We start from the raw sequence: 20,978 nt of genomic DNA on the forward strand, positions 1-20,978 counted from the left end.
TACACTAATGGGCCTCTCCTAAATTTCCGGGGCCTGGTCCCGATTTTCCATGACATTCTCCTGGCTGACGTTTCTGCACGGTGGCATTTTGCAGTGGGGCCCCTGGGCCTTGCTGGCAGTGACGCTGGTGCTGACGCATATCACCATTGCGGCGGTCACCCTGTTCCTGCACCGCAGTCAGGCCCATCGCGGCCTAGACCTGCATCCCGTGGTGGCACATTTTTTTCGCTTCTGGTTGTGGCTCACCACCGGGATGGTGACGCGCGAATGGGTGGCCATTCATCGCAAGCATCACGCCAAATGTGAACGCGAGGGCGATCCTCATTCTCCGGCGGTGTTTGGTCTGGGACAGGTGTTTTTCCGCGGTGCCGAGCTCTATCGCGATGAAGCAGGCAATGCTGACACCCTGAAGCGTTATGGGCACGGCGTTCCGGACGACTGGATCGAACGCCGCCTGTACTCGCGGCACAACCTGCTGGGGATCATGCTGATGCTGTTGATCGACCTGGCACTGTTTGGCGTGGTGGGGCTAACCATCTGGGCCGTACAGATGGCCTGGATCCCGTTTTGGGCGGCCGGAGTGGTTAACGGTCTGGGCCATGCCTGGGGCTACCGCAATTTTGCCTGCCCCGACCAAAGCACCAATGTCGTGCCCTGGGGTGTCCTGATTGGTGGAGAAGAGCTGCACAACAACCATCATGCCTATGGCACCTCTGCCAAGTTCTCTTCACGCTGGTACGAGTTCGATCTGGGTTGGGGATATATCCGCATCCTGCAGTTTTTTGGGCTGGCCAAGGTGCGTCGTGTGGCACCGCGCCTGCGCTGGCAGGCAAATGGCCCGGTGGCCATCGAGGCCATGGACCAAGAGCAGCTGCAAGAGATCATTGCCCACCGTTATGATGTCCTGGCGCGGTATTCACGGATGATCAAGTCTGCAGTGGCGCACGAAATCAAGATGCTCAAGCTGCGCCGCTGCAAGGCCGAGCGCACCTTGTTGCGCCGCTGTCGTCAGTGGCTGCTGCGCGACCCACAAGCCCTGGCACCGCTGCAACAGGCCGAGGTTGCCCGTGCGCTCACTATTGCACCCACCTTGTCCACCTTGCTGCAGATGCGTCACGAGCTCACTGCCATCTGGGAATCCTCCACCGCCAGCAGCGACCAGCTCCTGGCCGATTTACGGGCCTGGTGCCAGCGGGCGCAGGCCAGCGGCATCGAAGGTCTTGAACAATTTGCGTACCGACTACGCTCTTATGCCGCATGATTGAAGGTCTCAACCCGCAACAACGTGCAGCGGTGACGCTGCCCCCCCAACATGCACTGGTGCTGGCAGGTGCCGGTAGCGGCAAAACCCGGGTGTTGACCACTCGTATGGCCTGGCTGATCCAGGCGCAGCAAGTAAGCCCCTTTGGCCTGTTGGCGGTCACGTTTACCAACAAGGCAGCACGCGAAATGCTGTCACGCCTGTCTGCGCTTTTACCCATCAATACGCGTGGCATGTGGGTTGGTACGTTTCATGGCCTGTGCAATCGCCTGTTGCGTGCCCATTATCGCGATGCGGGGTTGCCGCAAACCTTTCAGATCCTGGACAGCGCCGACCAGCTCTCTGCCATCAAGCGTATGCTGAAAACGCACGGGGTGGATGTCGAGCGTTTTCCCGCCCGCGATGTGCAGCGCATGATCAACAGCGCCAAAGAAGACGGCATGCGCCCCAAGGATCTGGATATCAGTGACAGCCATGCGCGCCGTCTGGCAGAGCTTTACCAGCAATACCAGGACCAATGCGACCGTGAAGGTGTGGTGGATTTTGGCGAACTGTTGTTGCGTGCCTACGAACTTTTGCAGCGTGATGCACCCATCCGGGAACACTATCAGCGCCGCTTTCAGCACATTTTGGTGGATGAATTTCAGGATACCAACGTGTTGCAATACCGCTGGCTGATGTTGTTGGCCGGGGCCCACACCCCCGTCTTTGCGGTGGGTGATGATGATCAGTCGATCTACGCGTTTCGGGGCGCCAATGTGGGCAATATGGCTGATTTCCAGCAGCGGTACGCCAAAGAAAACGTGATCCGGCTAGAGCAAAATTATCGCTCTCAAGGGCATATTCTGGATGCAGCCAATGCGCTCATTGCCCACAATGCCCAGCGCCTGGGTAAAAACCTTTGGACGGACGCAGGCGAGGGCGAGCCTTTGCGTGTGGTTGAGCAAGCCTCCGACCAACTGGAAGCCCAGTGGCTGGTGGATGATATCCGGGCGCTGATTCGCGAAGGGCGGGACGCCCATAATATTGCGATTTTGTACCGCAGCAATGCACAGTCGCGCCCGATAGAGCACGCATTGTTCTCGGCCCGCGTGCCCTATCGGGTGTATGGCGGTCAGCGATTTTTTGAGCGCCAGGAAATCAAGCATGTGCTGGCGTACCTGCGCCTGATCGATAACCCGCACGATGATACGTCGTGGATGCGGGTGGTTAATTTTCCCACGCGTGGTATTGGCGCACGCACCATCGAGCAACAGGCGGATGCGGCTGCCCAGTACGGCACCAGCCTGGCAGGTGCCGTGGCCTATGTGCCTGGCAAAGGCGGCAGCAGCCTTGCGCGGTTTGCTACTCTCATTCGTGAGATGGCCGAGGCGGCGCAGTCGCTTGATCTGCCCGAGCTTATCGGCCATGTGGTGCATCACAGCGGCCTTGAAGCCCACTATCGGGCTGATCGTGAAGGTCAGGAGCGTCTGGAAAACCTGCAGGAGCTGGTCAATGCCGCCGCTGCATTTGTAGCCGAAGAAGGGTATGCAGGCCTGATAGCCGGCCGAATCTCCGAAGGTGTGCTTGCTGATGTGGAGCCGGAACAAACCGCGGTGATGTCTCCCTTGGGCGCGTTCTTGAGCCATGCCTCTCTCGAGGCTGGTGATAATCAGGCACAGGCAGGTGAAGACGCCGTCCAGCTCATGACTGTGCACGCGGCCAAGGGCCTGGAGTTTGATGTGGTGTTTGTCACCGGCCTTGAAGAAGGCCTGTTTCCCCACGAAAACAGCTTGCTTGATGCCGGCGGCCTGGAAGAAGAGCGGCGCCTGATGTATGTGGCCATCACCCGGGCCCGCGAGCGCCTGACCCTCACTCTGGCGCAAAGCCGTCTTTTGCATGGCCAGACCCGCTACGGCCTTCGGTCGCGTTTCCTGGATGAGATCCCGGATGAGCACCTGAAGTGGATTACCCCACGGCAACGGGCCGTCGCGCCCGAGCAGTCGCCGGCATGGCGAGGTGCGTTTCGTCGTGGTGCGGGTGGCTGGCAAGGTGATGCAGGCAGCCATTTTGCACCGCGCACACCACGCACGCGCACTGCTGACGTGATGGTGGGCGAGCAATGCTTCAGGATCGGGGGCAGTGTGCGCCATGGCCGATTTGGCGAAGGCACGATCGTGGCGCTAAGCGGCAGTGGCACCGAGGCCCAGGCACGGATCGAGTTTACCGATGTGGGTACCAAGACCCTGGCCCTGGGTGTGGCCAAGCTGGAAATTCTGTCCTAGCTTAGCGGCTGCGTGTCCAGTGCCGGTGCAGGCGCTGGGCCGTGGCATCCAGGGCAAAGCCCAGTGCGCCGATCAGGACAATCACGGCCATCAATTCTGAATACGCCAGCCGGTCGCGCGTGTCCAAAATAAAATAGCCCAGGCCAGAACTCACGCCCAGCATTTCGCATGGCACCAGGATAATCCAGACGATGCCAATGGCGAGGCGCAAACCTGTCAGGATGTGGCCCATGGCACCTGGCAGGATGATCTTGCGCAGGATTTCTCCGCGGGTGGCGCTCAGGCTGCGTGCCAGCATCAGCCAGCGGGCATCCAGTTGGCGCACGCCTGCCGATGTGTTCAGGATAATCGGCCAGACCGCTGCAAAACTGAGCAGAAAATAGATCGGAGCATCCCCGACGCCAAACAGCATCACCGCAATCGGCATCCACGATAAGGGCGAGACCATGCGCAGAAACTGAAATGCGCCGGTAGTGCTGGATTCCAATCGGCGAGACAATCCAATGGCCAGGCCCAGGGGGATACCCACGAGCAGCGCCCAAAACAGGCCAACGGCCACCCGTTTCAGGCTTACCAGGGCATGTACCGTCAGTTGGTTATCCAGCACCAGATGCGCCAGGCTTGGGAGCGCCTGGCCTGGTGAAAACAGGCGCGCCATGGCCAGGTCTTGCCCCAGAATGCCAATGCCTGCTGCCCAAAGCAGCCCCAGCACAAGCAAGCCACCGGTGCTAAACGCCAGCCGCTGGCGTGCCGACAGGTTGGTTGTGCCGCGTTTCATCAGGACACCTCGAAAGTTTCGCTGCGGGTATAGCCACCCTCGATACCAAAGGCAGACAAGCCACCTTGGGCTTCGATGGCGTGGCGTACAAAGCGCTCATCGACGAGATCCTTGGCGACATGCGCGGGATCGAGCTGCTTCAGGAACGCGTTTTCACCCAGCACAAACGTGTCTTTCAGCAGGGATACCAGCTTCTCGGTATAGCTGGGGTAGGGATAGGGGCGAAAGTCGATGCGTTGCTCGTGCCAGTCTGCGTGACGGATTGCGCCGCTGGCCAGGTAGGCGGCATCGCGCTCGGCGGACGGCAGCAGCACCCGGGCCAGAGTCGAGGGCTCGTGTGGCGTATACGCAGCCGGGTTGCCCCGGGCAAGGATCTGCACGGTTTCCTCGCGGTGGTTTCTTACCCAGGCCTGTGCTTGCACAATGCCATTGACGACTTTTTGCGACCATTCTGGCCGTTGCTGCAGATCTGCTTCGTGCATGGTTACCACGCAGCAGGCGTGGTTGCGCCAGACATCGCCTGTAAACCGCCATACCTTGCCCACGCCCAGCTCTTCAGCCTTGGCGTTGAAGGGTTCGGCCACGATGTAGCCGGAGATGCGCTTGCTACCCAGAGCGGGCAGCATGTCGCCTGGCGACATCACCACCAGCTTTACCTGGCGGGGAGAGGGGTCGCCTTCACTGATGAATTCGAGGCCCGCTTCACGCAATATCGCTTGCAGCACGATGTTGTGTACGGAGTACCAAAACGGGATCGCCACAGTGGTGCCGCCCAGATCCGCCAGTGATTGGATGCTGGGCAATACGGTCAGGCAGGAGCCCTCGGTGTGGTTCCAGGCCACCACCTTGGCCGGGGCCTGGCTGCCATAGCGCGACCAGATCGTCATGGGCATCAGCAGGTGCACAACATTGACTTGTCCGGCCAGGAACGCCTCGACAATTTGCGACCAACTGCGAAAGCGGCGTGGGGGCTCGACTGTGAGGCCCTGTTGTTGGAAATACTGGTTGTGATGTGCCACCAGCAATGGGGTGGCATCGGTGATGGGCAAGTAACCAATACGCACTGGCGCTTCAGGTTCTGCCGCCCGCGCCAGACGGCTGGCCTGCAATAAAGGCAGGGCACCGGCTGCTGTAAACATCGCCGACAGCTTCAGAAATTGCCGTCGGCGTGCCTGGGGCTGGTTTTCGGTGCCGCAGCAGAGATCCATCAGTTTGTATCGGTTCATGAGTGTCCAGAGGAGCGCGCAGCGCGCAAAGTGTGCAAAATGTCGACTCGCAGGGCCATGAGCGCTGCGTCTGTTTCATCTCGTGGATGATCCTGTGTCAGCTGCCATTGGCCCATCAGTCGGCCAGGCTGGCCGCCAATCAGCAAGATGCGGTCGGCCAACAGCAGGGCTTCGTCGATATCGTGGGTCACCATCACAGCGGCGGCTCTGCGACGACGGGTGATGCTCAGCAGCAGAGACTGCATTTCGTGCCGGGTCACTTCGTCCAGGGCACTAAATGGCTCGTCCAGCAGCAAGATGTTGGGTGCACGGGCCAAGGTACGCGCCAGCGACGTCCGTTGTGCCATGCCGCCTGAGAGCTCGTCTGGGTAGCGTGTGCGGGCAGCCTGCAGGCCAACTTCGGAGATGGCTGTGTGCACCCGTTGATGGCGTGTGGCTGCATCTAGCGTGGGCTGGTGTTTGAAATCCAGCCCGAAGGCCACGTTTTCTTCCAGCGTCAGCCAGGGCAAGAGGCAGGGATCCTGAAAGACCATGCCCAAAGCGGGTGAAGGGCCGTGCAGCGGCCGCCCCTGCACCCGCACATCGCCTGCCTGGGCGGATTGCAATCCGGCCAGTACCCGGAGCAGCGACGACTTGCCTGCGCCGCTGGGGCCCAGGAGGGCGACGATTTCGCCGGCATGCAGGCTAAGGGAAAAATTTTCCAGCACCGGGGTATCGGGCCCGTGCTGCTGGTGGTAAGCCAGAGAGATTTCCCGAGCATCCAGCACACATGGCGGGGGTGCCAAGGCAGCAGATGGGGCAGCGGTGGCCAGCGCTTCAACCATTTCAGGCCGCCTGCAGCGCTTCCAGCGCATTGATTTCCTTGCGCAAGTGTTTCAGCGCAGGCGTCACAATCGCGACAAACAAGGCTTCTCGCAAGCGGCGCTGTACCGGGCTGCTGATGAGGTAACCTGCCGCACCTGCGTGCAGTGCGGCTGATTGCGTGGCTTTCAAGCTCAGTTCAGAACCCCGGGCCCGTGCTCGTAATACGTTGAGCAAGGGGGCTTCGGTACCCTGTGCCGCCAGGTGTGCGATATCGGATTGCAGTGCCAGGAGTTCCTGGCCCAATGAAGGTTCCTGGTCGTCCAAGAAGCAATTGACATGGCTCAGCCGCTGGTTGCTGGCGTGGATGGTCTCCAGGCTGGCCTGCACAAGCCCTGCGCCCATGCCGGTTTGCATCAGCAAAAAGCCGCGCTTGAAGCGCTCGACATAAGCCTCGAACTGCCAGGGGTGCGCCAGGACATCCTCAACGGAAATATGAACATCCTTGAGCCGGATGCCGTAAGTGCCGCTGCCTTCCATCCCGGAGAACGTCGGGCAGGGCCGCAGGCTCAGGCCGGCAGTGTCGGTGGAAACCACGAACATCAGATAGCCGCCGTCTTCCAGGGCTGCAGCGGCCATCAACAGATGATTGGGGCCCAGGTTGGAAACCCAGGGCAGGGCGCCGTTGATGCGATAGCCGTTACCATCATTTTGGGCGCGTAGGTTGATGCGCTCGATGCCGGCTAGATGCTTGACCGCATTGGACATGCCGGTGCCGGCCAGCACCTGCCCTTGGGCGACAGGCCGCAGATAGCGCGCCTGAACGGCTGCGTTGTCGCTGTGCTGCAAATACCATGCGCAGGTGGCCTGGCACCAGACCAGAAAGGCGGTGGAGCCGCAAGTGCGGGCAACCTGGGAGATCAGATCGATCTGGCTGGCCAGATCAAGGCCTAAACCACCAGATGTGGATGGTAATGCTGCTGCAAACCCGCCCAGATTGCCCAGTGCGTGCATGAACTCGCGCGGAAACAACCCATCCTGGTCGATAGCCTGGACATGAGGTGCCAGCGTTGACTGGATCAGGGTATCGATCGCCTGGGTGGGCAGTGCAGAAAAATTGGAGACAGACATGATCGTGCGTGAACTGAATCAGGCGTAGGCCTGAAGTTCCGGGTTGATTGGGGTGCCGGCCAGGTTGTTGGCGTAATTGCAAAGGGTGGCCAAACTGACGCCAAGTACGACGTCCAGTGCCTGAGCATCGGTGTAACCCGCGGCGCGCAGATCAGCCAGGGCCTGATCGCCCACCTGACCTTTGTGCTCAAGTACCTGTAATGTGAACACTGCCAGGGCGTTCAGCTTGGCATCTGTCAGGGCTTGGGTGCGGCGCAGCGCATCCACCAAGTCGGCAGGCAACTTCAGCTTCTGGGAGGCAATCTTGGTGTGGCCGGCCACGCAAAAACCGCAGCCGTTATAGGTGGCCGCAGTGATCTGAACGATCTCGCGTTCGGTGGGGCTCAGGCTGTTGCGCCCGTTGATGGCGCCGACCACCTGGTAGGTTTCCAGCGCCGTGGGGGCGTTGGCCAGGACGCCCAACAAATTGGGCAAAAACCCACTGGCTTTGGCGGCGGTGCGCAGGCGCTCCTGCGCCTCGGGGTGGGCGGATTCGACGGACTGAATAGGAAGGCGGCTCATGGCAGGCGAACTGAAAAAGTAATGACCTTTTTATTCTAGGGAGCCAGCCTTCGATAGCGAACAACTATTACTGCATTACATTATTCAGATTTGAAATATCAAATGGGATCTGTTTGCAGGGTCTCCAGGGTAGTCTGTACTTCCAGCCAGTCGTTTTCGTGTGTTTGCAAGGCCTTGCTGAGCTCACCGTGCTCAGCCAGAACGCCAGGGCGGGTGTCTTTATGTGCGTCGGTATAGAAGTCGGGGCTTGCGATCAGGACATCCAGCTCGGCCAACCGCTTTTGCGTGCGCGCCATCTGATCTTCAATTTTTTTCAGCCGCGTCTCTAGCGGCTTGCGCTGTGCCGCCAGCTGTTGCCGAGCCTGGGCTTGTTCCCGACGCTGCGCCTTGCGGTCTTTCTCTGGTGTGGTTTGCGTGCGGCTGGCTTGATTCAGTTGACTTTGGCGCTGTTGCAGCCAGTCGCGATAGTCTTCGAGGTCGCCATCAAATGGTTCGATACGACCATCCGCCACAATCCAGAAAGTATCCACGGTGGTACGCAGCAGGTGCCGGTCGTGTGATACCAGCAGCACGCTGCCGGGAAACTCGGCCAGGGCTCGGGCCAGGGCTTCTCGTGTGTCCACATCCAGGTGGTTGCTGGGTTCGTCCAGCAAGAGCAAATTGGGCTTGCGCCACACGATCAGGGCCAGGGCAAGGCGTGCTTTTTCTCCACCGGAAAATGGTGCCACTGGCTGGTTGACCATATCGCCGCCAAACCCGAAGCGGCCCAGCATATTGCGCAATTCCTGCTCGCGGACATTGGGTGCGATCCGGGCAAAATGCTGCAGGGGGCTGGACTCCGGATCCAGTACATCAAGCTGTTGCTGGGCAAAGTAGCCAATCTCCAGCCCCTTGGCCGGCTGGTAATTGCCTGCCACAGGGGCCAGCTCTTGCGCCAGTGTCTTGACCAGCGTGCTTTTGCCGGCCCCATTGACACCCAGGATACCAATCCGGCTGCCACCACGCACCAACACATTGATGTCTTGCAGGATGGTTTTTGGTGGCTGATCGCCGGTGCCGGCATAGCCCAGGGTGGCGTCTTCCAGCCGTAGCAGTACGTCTGGGGTGTGTGCGGGCTCTGGCAAGCGGATGTCGATGCCGGATTCTACCGCCAGGGGTGCCAGTACTTGCATGCGGGCCAGGGCTTTGACACGGCTTTGGGCCTGTTTTGCCTTGGTGGCCTTGGCCTTGAAGCGATCAATGAATGATTGCAGATGTGCCGTCTCGCGGGCCTGTTTCTGACGTGCCAGCTGATTCTGGCGCAGCCGTTCTGCGCGTTGCTCGACAAAATCCTCGTAGCCGCCCTTGTAGCGGACCAGTTTACCGTTTTCAAAATGCAGGATGGTGCGTGCGACGGCATCCAGAAACTCGGTGTCGTGCGAGATCAGCAAGACCGTGCCCGGGTAGCTGGTCAGCCAGCGCTCCAGCCAGAGCATGGCATCCAGATCAAGGTGGTTGGTGGGCTCATCCAGCAACAACAGATCGGAGGGGGCCATCAGCGCACGCGCCAGGGCGATGCGCATCTGCCAGCCACCCGAGAAACTGGCCACAGGCTGATTCCATTGCTGGGGAGCAAATCCTAGGCCCGCCAGCAGCTGCTCGGCACGTGACGGTGCACTCCAGGCATCGGCTTCGATCAGTGCCGTCTCGAGTTCGGCGATGGCTTGCCCTTCGTCGGGGCGCAGAGCGGCGCGCCGGGCCTGGATATCCCGCAGGTGGCGATCACCGTCAATGACGAATTCTCGCGCGGCCCGATGGGTGTCGTGCAGGATCTGTTCGACACTGGCAATACGCCAGGCATCCGGGATCGTGACCGAGCCTGCATCTGCGTCAACCTGCCCTTGCAGCAGGGCAAATAGCGAGGATTTGCCCGCCCCGTTGTGGCCCACAAAACCAACCCGCTCGCCGGGGTGGACCACAAAATCAGCCTCGTCCAGCAGTACCTTGATACCGCGCCTGAGGGTCAAACCATTGGCACGAATCATGTGAGCAACTGCGCGCGACGCAACAACAGAATCTGATCGCTGGCGGTTTCAGTGCTTAACCAGACGGGATCGAACTGCGGAAACGCCGCTTCAAAGTGCGTGTACTCGTGGCCGATCTCCAGCACCAGCACTCCGTCTTCATCCAGAAAGTCGGGCGCTTGCGTCAGGATGCGTCGTACCAGGTCCATTCCGTCGGTGCCACCGGCCAATGCCAGCGTGGGCTCGTGCCGGTATTCGGGGGGCAGTGCCGTCATCGACTGGCTGTTGACGTACGGCGGGTTGCACACAATAAGCTGATAGCGGCGATCAGCCGGGATCTGTGCGAAGAGGTCGCTGCGCAGCGCCTGGACGCGGCCTTGCATCGCATGCAAGGCAATATTGGATTGGGCCACTGCCAATGCGTCTGCCGACAGATCCACGGCATCCACGGTTGCTTCTTCAAACGCCAGTGCAGCCAAAATGGCCAGGCACCCTGAGCCCGTGCAGAGATCCAGCACTCGGGTGACGTCGCCCGGGTTTGCGATCCAGGGCTGCAGTTGCTCTGCCAGCAACTCGGCAATGGGTGATCGCGGCACGATCACGCGCTCGTCCACCAAAAAGCGCTGGCCTTGCAACCAGGCTTCGCCTGTCAGGTAGGCAGCAGGTTTGCGGCTGGTGACACGCTCGTGGATCAGGTCGACGCAGCGCAAGCGCTCGCGCTCCAGCAGTCGGGCATCCAGAAAAGGTTCGAGTGTGTCCAGTGGCAAATGCAAGGTATGCAGCAGCAGATAAGCAGCTTCGTCCCAGGCGTTGTCGCTTCCGTGGCCAAACACCAGGTTGGCGCCGCGAAAGCGGGTTACGGCCCAGCGCAGCATGTCACGCAGGGTAATCAGTTCAGTATGTGGAGCAGCCATCAGGGCGAATTCCGTTCAGTGAGCAGGGCGTCCGCCTGGCTGCAGTCGTCAGGTGGCAGGCGGGTCGGGCAGCAGGGTTTCGAGCACTCTGCGATAAATGTTTTTAAGAGGGGCCAACTGGTTTAGCGGAATGCGCTCGCCGGCCTGATGAATCGTGGCGTTAAGCGGGCCAAATTCGATCACTTGCGGGCAGATGGCGGCAATGAAGCGACCATCGGAGGTTCCCCCGGTGGTGGACAGCTGCGCTTGTGTGCCGGTTTCTGCCGTGATGGCCGATTGTAGCGCAGCGCAGAGTGGCCCTTGAGGGGTAAGAAATGGCTCGCCATTCAGGGTCCATTCGATGCTGAAATCCAGCTGATGCTGCTGCAAGATGGCGATTGTGCGGCTTTTGAGGGTGTCTGGGGTACTGGCCGTCGCGAACCGGAAGTTGCAATCCAGTATGGCGACCCCCGGGATGACATTGCTTGCGCCGGTACCTGAATGCAGGTTTGACACCTGAAACGAGGTTGCCGGGAAATACTCGTTGCCCGTGTCCCAGACTGTATTGCAGAGTTCAGTCAGGGCTGGCGCCAACTGGTGTACGGGGTTGCGCGCCAGATGAGGATAGGCCACATGGCCCTGAATCCCGTGTACCTGGATACGTGCGGATAAAGACCCCCGCCGGCCGTTCTTGATGGTGTCTCCCAGTGCCTGGCTGCTTGTGGGCTCGCCGACGATGCAGTAGTCCAGTGTTTCGCCGCGGGCCTGGAGTGTATGTACCACCTGTACCGTACCCTGGGTGGCAGGGCCTTCTTCGTCTGAGGTGAGCAGACAGGCAACCGAGCCGCTGTGCGAAGGGTGTGCCGCCACGAATTCTTCCAGTGCCACGACAAAGGCAGCCAGAGAGCTTTTCATGTCGGCGGCGCCTCGGCCTACCAGCCAGCCATCGGTTTCAGTGGCCGTAAACGGGTCTTGTGCCCAGGTGTCCGGAGGCCCAGGAGGGACAACATCGGTATGCCCGGCAAATACCATCACAGGGCCTTCTGTGCCGCGTCGAGCCCACAGATTGCTGACTGCGCCACCGGGTAGGGATTCGCAGTGAAAACCCAGTGCCTGCAGCCGCGAGGCGATCAGATGCTGGCAGCCTGCATCATCGGGGGTCACTGATGGCCTGGCGATCAGCTCGCGCGCCAGATCCAGCACGTCCTGGTCGGCCATGCTTATGTCCTCAGAAGATCGTTGATGCTGGTTTTGGCGCGTGTGCGCGCGTCCACCCGCTTGACGATGACCGCGCAGGCAAGGCTATGGCTGCCGTCTGCTGCGGGTAACGAGCCTGGCACCACCACCGAGCCGGCGGGCACACGGCCATAATAAATGTCCCCGGTGGTGCGATCGTAGATCTTGGTGCTTTGCGAGATAAAGACGCCCATGGCCAGCACCGAGTTTTCTTCGATGATCACGCCTTCGACAATCTCGGACCGTGCGCCGATGAAGCAATTGTCTTCGATGATGGTGGGGCCGGCCTGCAGGGGCTCAAGCACCCCGCCAATCCCCACGCCGCCAGACAGGTGCACATGGGCACCGATCTGTGCGCAGGATCCCACGGTGGCCCAGGTATCGATCATCGAGCCTGCGCCCACCCGGGCGCCAATATTGACGTAAGAAGGCATCAACACCACATCAGGGGCGACATAAGCCCCCCGGCGCACAATGGCGCCCGGCACCACCCGAAAGCCGCCTTGCTGGAAGTCGGCCGGGGAGTAATCCTGGAACTTGAGGGGGACCTTGTCGTAGTGTTGTTGCGGTGGTGTCCCCATGATCCGGTTTTCAGTCAGCCGAAAAGACAGCAGAACCGCCATCTTCAGCCACTGATGTACCTGCCAGTGGCCATCGGCCGTTTTCTCGGCTACTCGCAAAGAACCGTTGTCGAGCCCGGCCAGGATGTGGTCGACGGCTTCGCGCAAGGTACTGGCAGCACTGGATGGGTTGAGGGTGGCGCGATCCTCCCAGGCGGATTCGATTAGATGCTGAAGTTCGGCGTGTGACATTGTGGGTACGATCAGGCGATCGCCGTCGATTGCGGGAAAAAATTTTATCAGGGTGTGGGCAAACCTGTGTGGGATCCGTTCAATTTTTGTTCAGCTTGCCGGGTGTCTGCCAAAAGCGTAATGTAGTCGCCTGCCTTGCCCCTGGAAAAACGCTGCTGGGGGCCCTTTGCCGTGATCACCATGACAACCGCTACATTTACTCTGTTTTTTCTGACGTTTCTGCTCGTTTCCCTTACACCCGGCATGTGCATGGTGCTGTCGCTCAGCCTGGGCATGACGGTTGGCGTCCGGCGCACCAGCTGGATGTGGCTCGGAGAACTGGTGGGCGTCGGGATCGTCGCCCTGGGGTCTGTATTGGGAGCAGCTACTGTTCTGCTGCAATATCCACCGCTGTTCACTGCGTTCAAGTGGGGTGGGGGGGCTTACCTAATCTGGCTGGGCATCGAAATGTGGCGCTCCAAAGGCAGCCTGGCTATTCCAGATGTCACTTGCGGCCAGCAGCAGCAAGCACCGCGGCGGCTGCAGCTGGTGATGCAGGGTTTTATTACTGCAGTGGCCAATCCAAAAGGCTGGGCCTTTTTTATCGCACTGCTGCCTCCTTTCCTTGATTTTAATCAGCCCATGGCGCCACAACTGACGCTATTACTGGGCATTATTCTCAGTATCGAGCTCTGCAGCCTGATTCTGTATGCCATGGGTGGCTCGGTAGCACGCAAGCTGTTATCCAGCCGAGCCAATGTCAAGCTGCTCAATCGCGCAGCCGGCACCCTGATCGCCGGAATCGGTCTTTGGCTGATGCTTGATTAAACTCATCGTGCATAAAAAAACGCCCCAGCAGATGCATGGGGCGTCAAGTGCCGCTTTCGCAGGCAGTACGTCAGCTATATAGCAAGTGTGCTGTTCGGTTAATGTTCGTACTTAAATTTGGTGCCCTGGACTCGCCATGCTGCATTGCAGATCCGCGCGATAGCACCGGCTTTCGCTGTGGTTTGCGTCCTGCCTGACAAGCCCGTGCATCCGAATTTAAGTAGCCGAACTAACCAGGCAGGACACTGATATGGTCGCTTTTTGTTAATGGATGAAAGTGTTCTTTGCTCATCAATGGTACGAGGTGATGCGGCAGAAGTCTGCTGCTGCGACGATGGATCAGACTGATATCCGTGGGTTGATTACCACCGTGCATGAATCCGTCGCGGAAGTTGCCTTGCTCTAGCAACGAGGTTACCTCGGGGGGCTCTGTTGATAGTGTGCATGAGGATTCTCCCTAGTCAGCGCCCGCTGCAGTCCATAGCCCGTGTGGCCAGCTTCGTAGGCGATACTCCTTCGCGGCGACGCCGTAGCGTGTGCAACACCTTGAGTACCTGCTGCAGATCCGATCCCACAGAGCCCACGAAGCAGCTCGCCTCGCGTCCGGGCCCTCAGACAACAATCGCTGTGCTGTCCTTGTGCACATTCAACCCGACGAAGAATTTGATATCGTTACTCACGGCTCGTCTCCAGATGGTTTGCGGCTGGTTCGCCACGCAGCATCTAGCTTAACACTCTCGAAAGAGCGCACAGTCCACGATACTGAAGACGGGCTGCCTTCGCTTAACAAGCGACCATTATGTCTAGCTTTAGCAGTCACCAGGAGGTCTAGCAGCACCCGTCCAAGGTGCTGGGCTACGCCATGCACTTCGGCATCTAGCTGCCCGCGACCGCCGTGCGCGGCGAACCCTGTCCCGTGCTGTATTGGCTGTCCGGCCAAACCCGCACAGAACAGAACTTCATCATCAAGGCTGGCGCCCAGGCCTATGCGGCCCTGCATGGCCTGATCCTAGTTGCACCGGACATCAGCCCGTGCGACGAGGGCGTGGCCGATGATCCCGCCTATGATCTAGAGCTGGGCGCCGGCTTCTACCTGAACGCCACCCAGGATTCGTGGGCTGCGCATTACCGCATGCTGGACTATGTGGCTCAGGAACTGCAGGATCCGATCGAACGGCATTTTCCGAATTCTGGTGCGTGCAGCATTTCCGGCCATTTCATGGGCGGCCACGGAGCATTGGTCACAGCCCTGCGCAATCCCGGCCGCGACTGCAGCGTGTCCGCCTTTTCACCCATCGTCGCACCGTCCCGGTGCCCTGGGAGCAGGCAGAAGGCCTTTGCTGCCTATCTGGGTGATGGTCAGGCTGCCTGGACGCAATGGGATGAAGTCGAGTTGATCCGGTCGGCATCGGAGCGTTTACCGCTGCTGGTGATCCAGGGGCTAAGGGGCGAGTTTCTGGATGGGCAGTTACGCCCCGACCTGATGGAAGCCACCTGCCGCGATACCGGGCATCCGCTGACTCTGCACTGGTATGAGGGGTATAACCACAGCTATTACTTGATCGTTAGTTTTATTGACGATCATGTGGCGCATCATGCTAACGCATTGCGGTAAACCTGGGTGCGGTTCAGTATGTATTCGATGAAGGTCGAGGTGGATCGTGTGTGGTAGCGGTTGGGCATGTAGAGCATGAACATTTCAGTGCCGAAGATGCTGAGATACCACTCTTTGAGCGTAGTATTGACCTCGCCGCGCGCCACCTCGGCCTGTACGACGTAGTCAGGGACGATGCCCACTCCCAGGCCTGCCATGATGGCCTGGTGCAGAAACAAGAAATTTTCTGACATGAGCGTGGGTTCGAGCAGCACCTCCTGGCGGCGTTGCTTCTGGTACGCCGAGAGTCGCAGTTGACGGCCCGCTACCCCGGAGGTGAGGATAGGGGCTTTGGGCAGGTCTTCCAGCCGCTGCGGCAAGCCATATTGCTCGACGTACGCCTGCGAGGCACAGGCGGTGTAGCGCACGGGCCCCATGGGCCGTGCCACCAGGTTTTGCGGCGGGTTGGACATCACGCGAATCGAAATGTCCACTTCGTCGCGCAACATGTCGAGAATATGGTTCTCGAACATGACATCCAGGATGATGCCTGGATATTGACGCTTGAAGTCGATGAGCCACTGCGACATCACCACCTGCCCGAAGCCACTGGGAACACTCAGGCGGATGCGGCCTCTCAGCATGTGTCCGAGTTCACGGACGGAGTCTTTGGCGGTGGCTAGCTCGGTCTGGATCTTGCTGCCGTGCTCGTACAGGCGCAGCCCCACTTCGGTGGGCTCAATGCGCCGGGTCGTGCGCCGCACCAGTTGTTGTCCCAGGGATCGTTCGAGCCGGTTGAGGTGATAGCTGACGTTGGCGCGCGTCATTTTCAGGCGCCGGGCGGCGGCACTCAGGTTGCCAGCATCCAGAATCTCGACTAGAAAGATCAAGGATTCGGCATTCATGGAGCTTTGCGTCATCGTGTACCTGTGCCATTGTCAAAAACGACTTGACAGTGTGTCAACTATATATGCCATTGTAAAGGGGTTTGATCGATGAAAGAATGATTCCAATCATTCAAGCATGATCGTGTGCATTCAGGAGACTCCGGTATGACAGACCCCCAAAGCCCTTCTATTCCCGCCGTAGACTGGCGGCGAGAAGGTCCCGTGCTGCTGGTGAGGATCGATCATCCGCCGGTGAACGCACTGGGGGTGGAAGTGCGCCGTGGCTTGTTGGCGGCGCTTGAGGCTGCCCAGGCAGACCAGGCGGTCCAGGCTATCCTCCTGCTGGCCAAGGGACGCAACTTCATGGCGGGCGCGGATATCCGTGAGTTTGGCCAGGCGCCCCAAGCTCCTTTGCTCACCGAGGTCTGCAATCAGATCGAAGCCTGTTCGCGGCCGGTGATCATCGCCGTACAGGGGGCCGCTTTTGGTGGCGGCCTCGAGGTGGTGCTGGCTGCCCACTATCGGCTGGCTGTGCCGGGCGCAAAATTCGGATTGCCTGAAGTCACGCTGGGTCTGCTGCCAGGCGCCGGCGGCACACAGCGGGCACCGCGTTTGATCGGTGTCGAGGCCGCCCTGAAGCTCATGCTTGATGGCAAGCCGGTGACGGCCCGGCAGGCGCTTGACATGGGGCTGGTGGATCGGCTGGCCAACGGCACGGATCCGCTGGCTGAAGGGCTGGCCTACGTGCAAGAGCTGCTGGCCGCTGGCGCCGTGGTGCGGCCAACGCGTGACCGTGCGATCGCCGCAGAGGCTGTCCCGGCCACCCGGCAGGCTATTGAGGTGGCCCGTGGCGGGCTGGGCAAGCAGTATCGAGGCCTGTTCTCGCCGGCACGCATCATCGACGCAGTCGAGGCAGTGCTGGATGTGCCTTTTGATGAAGGTTTGCGTCTTGAGCGTACCTTATTCCTGCAGTGCCTGGACACCCCGCAGCGTCAGGCGCTGGTGCATGCGTTCTTTGCCGAGCGTGAAGCCGCCAAGGTGCCCGAGGCCGATCGCGCTGCGCCCCGGCCCGTCGAGCAGGTCGGCATCGTGGGTGGTGGCACGATGGGCGTCGGGATTGCTATCGCGATGCTGGATGCCGGCTTGCCGGTGGTCATGATCGAGCGCGATGCGACGAGCCTGGCACGCGGTCAGGCCTATGTCGGCAAGGTCTATGACAGTCTGGTGCAGCGTGGTCGGATGGATGCCGCGGAGCGTGATCGCCGCCTGAGCCTGTTTTCCGGGGCGACGGACTATGCCGCTCTGGCTCAGGCCGATCTGGTGGTCGAGGCCGTCTTTGAAAACATGGCGGTGAAGTCCACCGTTTTCATCGAACTCGACCGGGTGTGCAAGCCGGGAGCCGTGCTGGCCAGCAACACGTCGTATCTGGACATCAATACGCTGGCAAAAGCCGTGTCCAGGCCGCAGGACGTCATTGGCCTGCACTTCTTTTCGCCCGCCAACATCATGAAGCTGCTGGAGATCGTCGTGCCTGAGCAGGTGGCGGACGAGGTGGTGGCGACTGGGTTTGCTTTGGCCAGGCGTCTGAAGAAAGTGGCGGTACGCGCAGGTATCTGCGACGGCTTCATTGGCAATCGGGTGCTTGCTGTCTACCGGCAGGCGGCAGATTACCTGCTAGCCGACGGGGCTTCGCCCTATCAGATCGATCAGGCGGTGCGTCATTTTGGATTTCCGATGGGGCCTTTTCAGGTGTCCGATCTTGCAGGCGGCGACATTGGCTGGGCGACCCGCAAGCGCCGTGCTGCCACGCGCGACCCGCTGCTGCGCTATGTGCCGGTAGCCGACCGCCTGTGTGAGCGCGGCTGGTTCGGACAGAAGACCGGCCGGGGCTGGTACCAGTATCCGGATGGCGCACGCATCGGGCAGGAAGACGCCGAGGTGCTGGCCATCTTGGCGGAAGAGCGTCGGACGCTGGGGGTTGTGCCGCGCACGTTCACCGAGGACGAGATCCTGCGCCGCTATCTGGCCGCCATGGTCAACGAAGGGGCCAATGTCGTGCACCAGGGCATCGCCTTGCGGCCCCTGGATGTGGATGTGGTCATGCTTTATGGCTACGGCTTTCCGCGTTATCGCGGTGGCCCCCTGCACTACGCCGATCAAATTGGGCTGGACAAGATTCTGGCCGATATTCAGGCGTTCGCGGCGGAAGACCCCCATTTCTGGAAGCCTTCGCCCATGTTGCTGCAACTGGTGGCACAAGGCAGACATTTCAAAGACCTGAATCAACTTCCACGAGGCTGAGGAGACTCATCATGCGAGAAGCCGTCATCGTTTCAACAGCCCGCACGCCGCTGACCAAGGCGCACCGGGGAGAATTCAACATCACGCCGGGCCCCACCTTGGCAGCCTATGCCGTCCGTGCCGCCGTCGAACGCTCGAGCGTCGATCCCGCCCAGTTCGAAGACATGATCCTGGGCTGCGGTTATCCCGAAGGCACCACAGGCCGGAATGTGGCGCGCCAGACCGTAATCCGCGCCGGCTTGCCTGTCGCGGTGGCAGGCACGACCGTCAACCGCTTCTGCGCCTCTGGCCTGCAGGCCATCGCCATGGCGGCGGGGCGCATTGTCCTTGAAGGTGTGCCCGCCATGATCGCGGGAGGGGTGGAAAGCTGCTCGCAGATTCAGGGCCGCAGCGCTACCGATGCCGGTACGACCGGTATCGACCCCTGGATTGCGGAGCACAAGCCCGAGATCTACTTGTCGATGATTCAGACCGCGGACATCGTGGCTCGCCGCTATGGCATCTCGCGCGAAGACCAGGATGCCTTCGCCGCGGAAAGCCAGCGCCGGACGGCTCAGGCGCAGGCCGCCGGTGTATTCAAGGACGAGATCATCGCCTGCACGACCACCATGGCCGTGAAGGACAAAGAAACGGGTGAAATCACACATGCCGCAGTGACGGTCGATCACGATACCTGCAATCGTCCCGGCACGACGGTGGAAAGCCTGGCCAAGCTGGCACCGGTCATGGGGCTGGGCCAGTTCATCACGGCCGGCAACGCTTCGCAGCTGTCAGATGGCGCAGCGGCTTGCGTCATGGTGGAAGCGAGCGAGGCCGGACGCCTCGGATTGCAGCCCTTGGGCGCCTTTCGGGGGCTGGTGGTGGCGGGCTGCGAGCCGGACGAGATGGGCATTGGCCCCGTGTTCGCCGTGCCGCGCTTGTTGAAGCGCTATGGCCTGAAGATGGATGATATCGGCCTGTGGGAACTGAACGAGGCCTTTGCCTCGCAGGCGCTGTATTGCCAGCGCACACTGGGTATCCCCCTCGACCGCCTCAATGTCAACGGAGGCGCCATTTCCATCGGTCACCCCTTTGGCACCACGGGCGCGCGCCTGGCAGGGCACGTGCTGCTGGAAGGCAAGCGGCGTGGCGTGAAGTACGCCGTGACCACCATGTGTATTGGCGGCGGCATGGGGGCAGCAGGGCTGTTCGAAATCTACTGATCTCAAGGAATTCTCATGGATTTAAATTTCACTCCGGAAGAAGAACGCTTCCGGCAGGAAGTCTGCGACTTTCTGGAGGCCAAATTGCCGCAGCGCTTGTCTGACAAAGTGGCCCAGGGCTCGCATCTGAGCAAGGCCGATATGCAGTCCTGGCATGCCATCCTGAATGAGCAGGGCTGGCTCGCCACTCATTGGCCCGTCGAGTATGGCGGCACAGGCTGGGATGCCGTGCGCAAGTTCATTTTCGACAATGAGTGCGCATTGGCCCACGCGCCGCGTGTGGTGCCGTTTGGTGTCAACATGCTGGGCCCTGTGCTCATCAAATATGGCACCGAAGCGCAGAAACGTGATTGGTTGCCTCGCATCCTAGATGGTTCCGACTGGTGGTGCCAAGGATATTCCGAGCCGGGTGCCGGCTCGGACCTGGCGGGCCTGAAGACACGGGCCGTGCGGGATGGGGACCATTACGTCGTCAATGGACAGAAGACCTGGACCACGCTGGGCCAGTACGCCAACATGATCTTCTGTCTAGTACGGACCGATCCAGACGCCAAGAAGCAGGCGGGTATCAGCTTTCTGCTGATCAACATGAACACGCCGGGCGTCGAAGTGCGGCCCATCATCACGCTGGATGGTGCTCATGAGGTCAACGAGGTGTTCTTCACCGACGTGCGGGTACCCGTCGAGAACCTAGTGGGCGAGGAAAACCGGGGTTGGACCTGCGCCAAGTATTTATTGACGTATGAGCGCACTAATATTGCGGGGGTGGGCATGTCGGCTGCGGCGCTCAGCCGTCTGCGCAGCATCGCCGCCAGATTGCAGAAAAATGGCCGACCTCTGGTGCAGGGCCCTGTCTTTGCTGCACGCCTGGCCAAGATCGAGATCGATTTGGAAAACATGAAGCTCACCAATCTGCGTGTCATCGCGGCCGTGGCCGGCGGCGGAGTGCCTGGGGCCGAGAGCTCGATGCTGAAGGTCCGGGGCACCCAGATCCGGCAGGAGATCACGGCCTTGATGCGCCGCGCCATGGGGCCGTATGCACAGCCGCTGCAAAGTGCCGCCCTGGATGAAGGGTTTGCCGGTCCATGGGTCGGTCCCCAGGAGGCCGCCACGGTGGCGGCCCAGTACTTCAACAATCGCAAGCTGTCGATCTTTGGTGGGTCCAATGAGATCCAGCGCAACATCATCTCCAAGATGATCCTCGGACTGTAAGGGGATTGC

Annotated in this window: 16 protein-coding genes and 1 pseudogene; 7 read left to right on the forward strand and 10 right to left on the reverse strand. The window is 60.4% G+C overall.

All coding sequences use genetic code 11. From position 1 onward, the window contains the following. The first annotated feature begins 49 nt into the window (after positions 1-49). Both ABS758_RS09585 and ABS758_RS09590 read left to right on the forward strand, forming a co-directional pair. On the forward strand, positions 50-1,261 hold the full coding sequence (locus tag ABS758_RS09585; protein ID WP_350382513.1) for a DesA family fatty acid desaturase: 1,212 nt from the start codon (positions 50-52) through the stop codon (positions 1,259-1,261). Then, the gene (locus ABS758_RS09590) at positions 1,258-3,525 is read left to right on the forward strand and encodes a UvrD-helicase domain-containing protein (RefSeq protein WP_350382512.1); all 2,268 of its coding nucleotides are present in this window, start codon (positions 1,258-1,260) and stop codon (positions 3,523-3,525) included. Before ABS758_RS09585 ends, ABS758_RS09590 begins: the two co-directional genes overlap by 4 nt. A gap of 1 nt (position 3,526) precedes the next feature. Here the strand turns inward: ABS758_RS09590 and ABS758_RS09595 are convergent, their stop codons facing one another. The 9 genes from ABS758_RS09595 to dapD form a co-directional block, all read right to left on the reverse strand. After that, complete coding sequence (locus ABS758_RS09595) at positions 3,527-4,303, reverse strand: ABC transporter permease (protein ID WP_350382510.1); 777 nt, start codon at positions 4,301-4,303, stop codon at positions 3,527-3,529. Next, a complete protein-coding gene (locus ABS758_RS09600; protein ID WP_350382508.1) occupies positions 4,303-5,529 on the reverse strand; it encodes an ABC transporter substrate-binding protein in 1,227 nt (408 codons plus the stop codon). Before ABS758_RS09600 ends, ABS758_RS09595 begins: the two co-directional genes overlap by 1 nt. Further along, a complete protein-coding gene (locus ABS758_RS09605) occupies positions 5,526-6,353 on the reverse strand; it encodes an ABC transporter ATP-binding protein (protein WP_350382506.1) in 828 nt (275 codons plus the stop codon). Before ABS758_RS09605 ends, ABS758_RS09600 begins: the two co-directional genes overlap by 4 nt. Before the next feature lies 1 nt (position 6,354). Next, entirely contained in the window at positions 6,355-7,461 is a 1,107-nt protein-coding gene (locus ABS758_RS09610) for an acyl-CoA dehydrogenase family protein (RefSeq protein ID WP_350382504.1), read from the reverse strand. Positions 7,462-7,479: 18 nt separating this feature from the next. Continuing rightward, a complete protein-coding gene (locus ABS758_RS09615; RefSeq protein ID WP_350382503.1) occupies positions 7,480-8,022 on the reverse strand; it encodes a carboxymuconolactone decarboxylase family protein in 543 nt (180 codons plus the stop codon). A gap of 98 nt (positions 8,023-8,120) precedes the next feature. Next, entirely contained in the window at positions 8,121-10,046 is a 1,926-nt protein-coding gene (locus tag ABS758_RS09620) for an ABC-F family ATP-binding cassette domain-containing protein (RefSeq protein ID WP_350382501.1), read from the reverse strand. Beyond that, positions 10,043-10,939: a 50S ribosomal protein L3 N(5)-glutamine methyltransferase gene (gene prmB, locus ABS758_RS09625; RefSeq protein WP_350382499.1), complete on the reverse strand. Its 897-nt coding sequence runs from the start codon at positions 10,937-10,939 to the stop codon at positions 10,043-10,045. Before prmB ends, ABS758_RS09620 begins: the two co-directional genes overlap by 4 nt. A gap of 48 nt (positions 10,940-10,987) precedes the next feature. After that, entirely contained in the window at positions 10,988-12,136 is a 1,149-nt protein-coding gene (gene dapE, locus ABS758_RS09630; protein WP_350382498.1) for a succinyl-diaminopimelate desuccinylase, read from the reverse strand. A 2-nt stretch (positions 12,137-12,138) separates the two neighbouring features. After that, positions 12,139-12,966: a 2,3,4,5-tetrahydropyridine-2,6-dicarboxylate N-succinyltransferase gene (dapD, locus tag ABS758_RS09635; RefSeq protein ID WP_350382496.1), complete on the reverse strand. Its 828-nt coding sequence runs from the start codon at positions 12,964-12,966 to the stop codon at positions 12,139-12,141. A 180-nt stretch (positions 12,967-13,146) separates the two neighbouring features. Between dapD and ABS758_RS09640 the strand changes: the two genes are divergently transcribed. Further along, a complete protein-coding gene (locus ABS758_RS09640) occupies positions 13,147-13,773 on the forward strand; it encodes a LysE family translocator (RefSeq protein ID WP_350382495.1) in 627 nt (208 codons plus the stop codon). A gap of 799 nt (positions 13,774-14,572) precedes the next feature. Continuing rightward, positions 14,573-15,388: pseudogene (fghA, locus tag ABS758_RS09645) on the forward strand (S-formylglutathione hydrolase). Here fghA and ABS758_RS09650 read toward each other — a convergent pair. Beyond that, complete coding sequence (locus ABS758_RS09650) at positions 15,367-16,272, reverse strand: LysR family transcriptional regulator (RefSeq protein ID WP_350382493.1); 906 nt, start codon at positions 16,270-16,272, stop codon at positions 15,367-15,369. The pseudogene fghA and the gene ABS758_RS09650 sit on opposite strands and share 22 nt — an antisense overlap. Before the next feature lie 147 nt (positions 16,273-16,419). Here ABS758_RS09650 and ABS758_RS09655 point away from each other — a divergent pair, with 147 nt between their 5' ends. The 3 genes from ABS758_RS09655 to ABS758_RS09665 are packed head-to-tail and all read left to right on the forward strand — an operon-like array spanning position 16,420 to position 20,969. After that, positions 16,420-18,555: a 3-hydroxyacyl-CoA dehydrogenase NAD-binding domain-containing protein gene (locus tag ABS758_RS09655; protein WP_350382491.1), complete on the forward strand. Its 2,136-nt coding sequence runs from the start codon at positions 16,420-16,422 to the stop codon at positions 18,553-18,555. A gap of 11 nt (positions 18,556-18,566) precedes the next feature. After that, a complete protein-coding gene (locus ABS758_RS09660) occupies positions 18,567-19,757 on the forward strand; it encodes an acetyl-CoA C-acyltransferase (RefSeq protein ID WP_350382490.1) in 1,191 nt (396 codons plus the stop codon). A 15-nt stretch (positions 19,758-19,772) separates the two neighbouring features. Further along, positions 19,773-20,969 (forward strand): acyl-CoA dehydrogenase family protein, encoded by a 1,197-nt coding sequence (locus tag ABS758_RS09665; RefSeq protein ID WP_350382488.1) that lies wholly within the window; start codon positions 19,773-19,775, stop codon positions 20,967-20,969. Positions 20,970-20,978 lie beyond the last annotated feature (9 nt).

Origin of the sequence: Castellaniella sp. FW104-7C03 (assembly GCF_040276085.1) — a bacterium.
Classification (GTDB): Bacteria; Pseudomonadota; Gammaproteobacteria; order Burkholderiales; family Burkholderiaceae_B; genus Castellaniella.

What these genes read in the sequence shown, in the direction of transcription:
- ABS758_RS09650 (WP_350382493.1), bottom strand. Translation starts at nt 16,272, where the DNA reads ATGAATGCCGAATCCTTGATCTTTCTAGTCGAGATTCTGGATGCTGGC.
- ABS758_RS09660 (WP_350382490.1), top strand. Translation starts at nt 18,567, where the DNA reads ATGCGAGAAGCCGTCATCGTTTCAACAGCCCGCACGCCGCTGACCAAG.
- ABS758_RS09600 (WP_350382508.1), bottom strand. Translation starts at nt 5,529, where the DNA reads ATGAACCGATACAAACTGATGGATCTCTGCTGCGGCACCGAAAACCAG.
- ABS758_RS09585 (WP_350382513.1), top strand. Translation starts at nt 50, where the DNA reads ATGACATTCTCCTGGCTGACGTTTCTGCACGGTGGCATTTTGCAGTGG.
- ABS758_RS09640 (WP_350382495.1), top strand. Translation starts at nt 13,147, where the DNA reads ATGACAACCGCTACATTTACTCTGTTTTTTCTGACGTTTCTGCTCGTT.
- dapD (WP_350382496.1), bottom strand. Translation starts at nt 12,966, where the DNA reads ATGTCACACGCCGAACTTCAGCATCTAATCGAATCCGCCTGGGAGGAT.
- ABS758_RS09610 (WP_350382504.1), bottom strand. Translation starts at nt 7,461, where the DNA reads ATGTCTGTCTCCAATTTTTCTGCACTGCCCACCCAGGCGATCGATACC.
- ABS758_RS09665 (WP_350382488.1), top strand. Translation starts at nt 19,773, where the DNA reads ATGGATTTAAATTTCACTCCGGAAGAAGAACGCTTCCGGCAGGAAGTC.
- ABS758_RS09590 (WP_350382512.1), top strand. Translation starts at nt 1,258, where the DNA reads ATGATTGAAGGTCTCAACCCGCAACAACGTGCAGCGGTGACGCTGCCC.
- ABS758_RS09595 (WP_350382510.1), bottom strand. Translation starts at nt 4,303, where the DNA reads ATGAAACGCGGCACAACCAACCTGTCGGCACGCCAGCGGCTGGCGTTT.
- ABS758_RS09655 (WP_350382491.1), top strand. Translation starts at nt 16,420, where the DNA reads ATGACAGACCCCCAAAGCCCTTCTATTCCCGCCGTAGACTGGCGGCGA.
- ABS758_RS09620 (WP_350382501.1), bottom strand. Translation starts at nt 10,046, where the DNA reads ATGATTCGTGCCAATGGTTTGACCCTCAGGCGCGGTATCAAGGTACTG.
- dapE (WP_350382498.1), bottom strand. Translation starts at nt 12,136, where the DNA reads ATGGCCGACCAGGACGTGCTGGATCTGGCGCGCGAGCTGATCGCCAGG.
- prmB (WP_350382499.1), bottom strand. Translation starts at nt 10,939, where the DNA reads ATGGCTGCTCCACATACTGAACTGATTACCCTGCGTGACATGCTGCGC.
- ABS758_RS09605 (WP_350382506.1), bottom strand. Translation starts at nt 6,353, where the DNA reads ATGGTTGAAGCGCTGGCCACCGCTGCCCCATCTGCTGCCTTGGCACCC.
- ABS758_RS09615 (WP_350382503.1), bottom strand. Translation starts at nt 8,022, where the DNA reads ATGAGCCGCCTTCCTATTCAGTCCGTCGAATCCGCCCACCCCGAGGCG.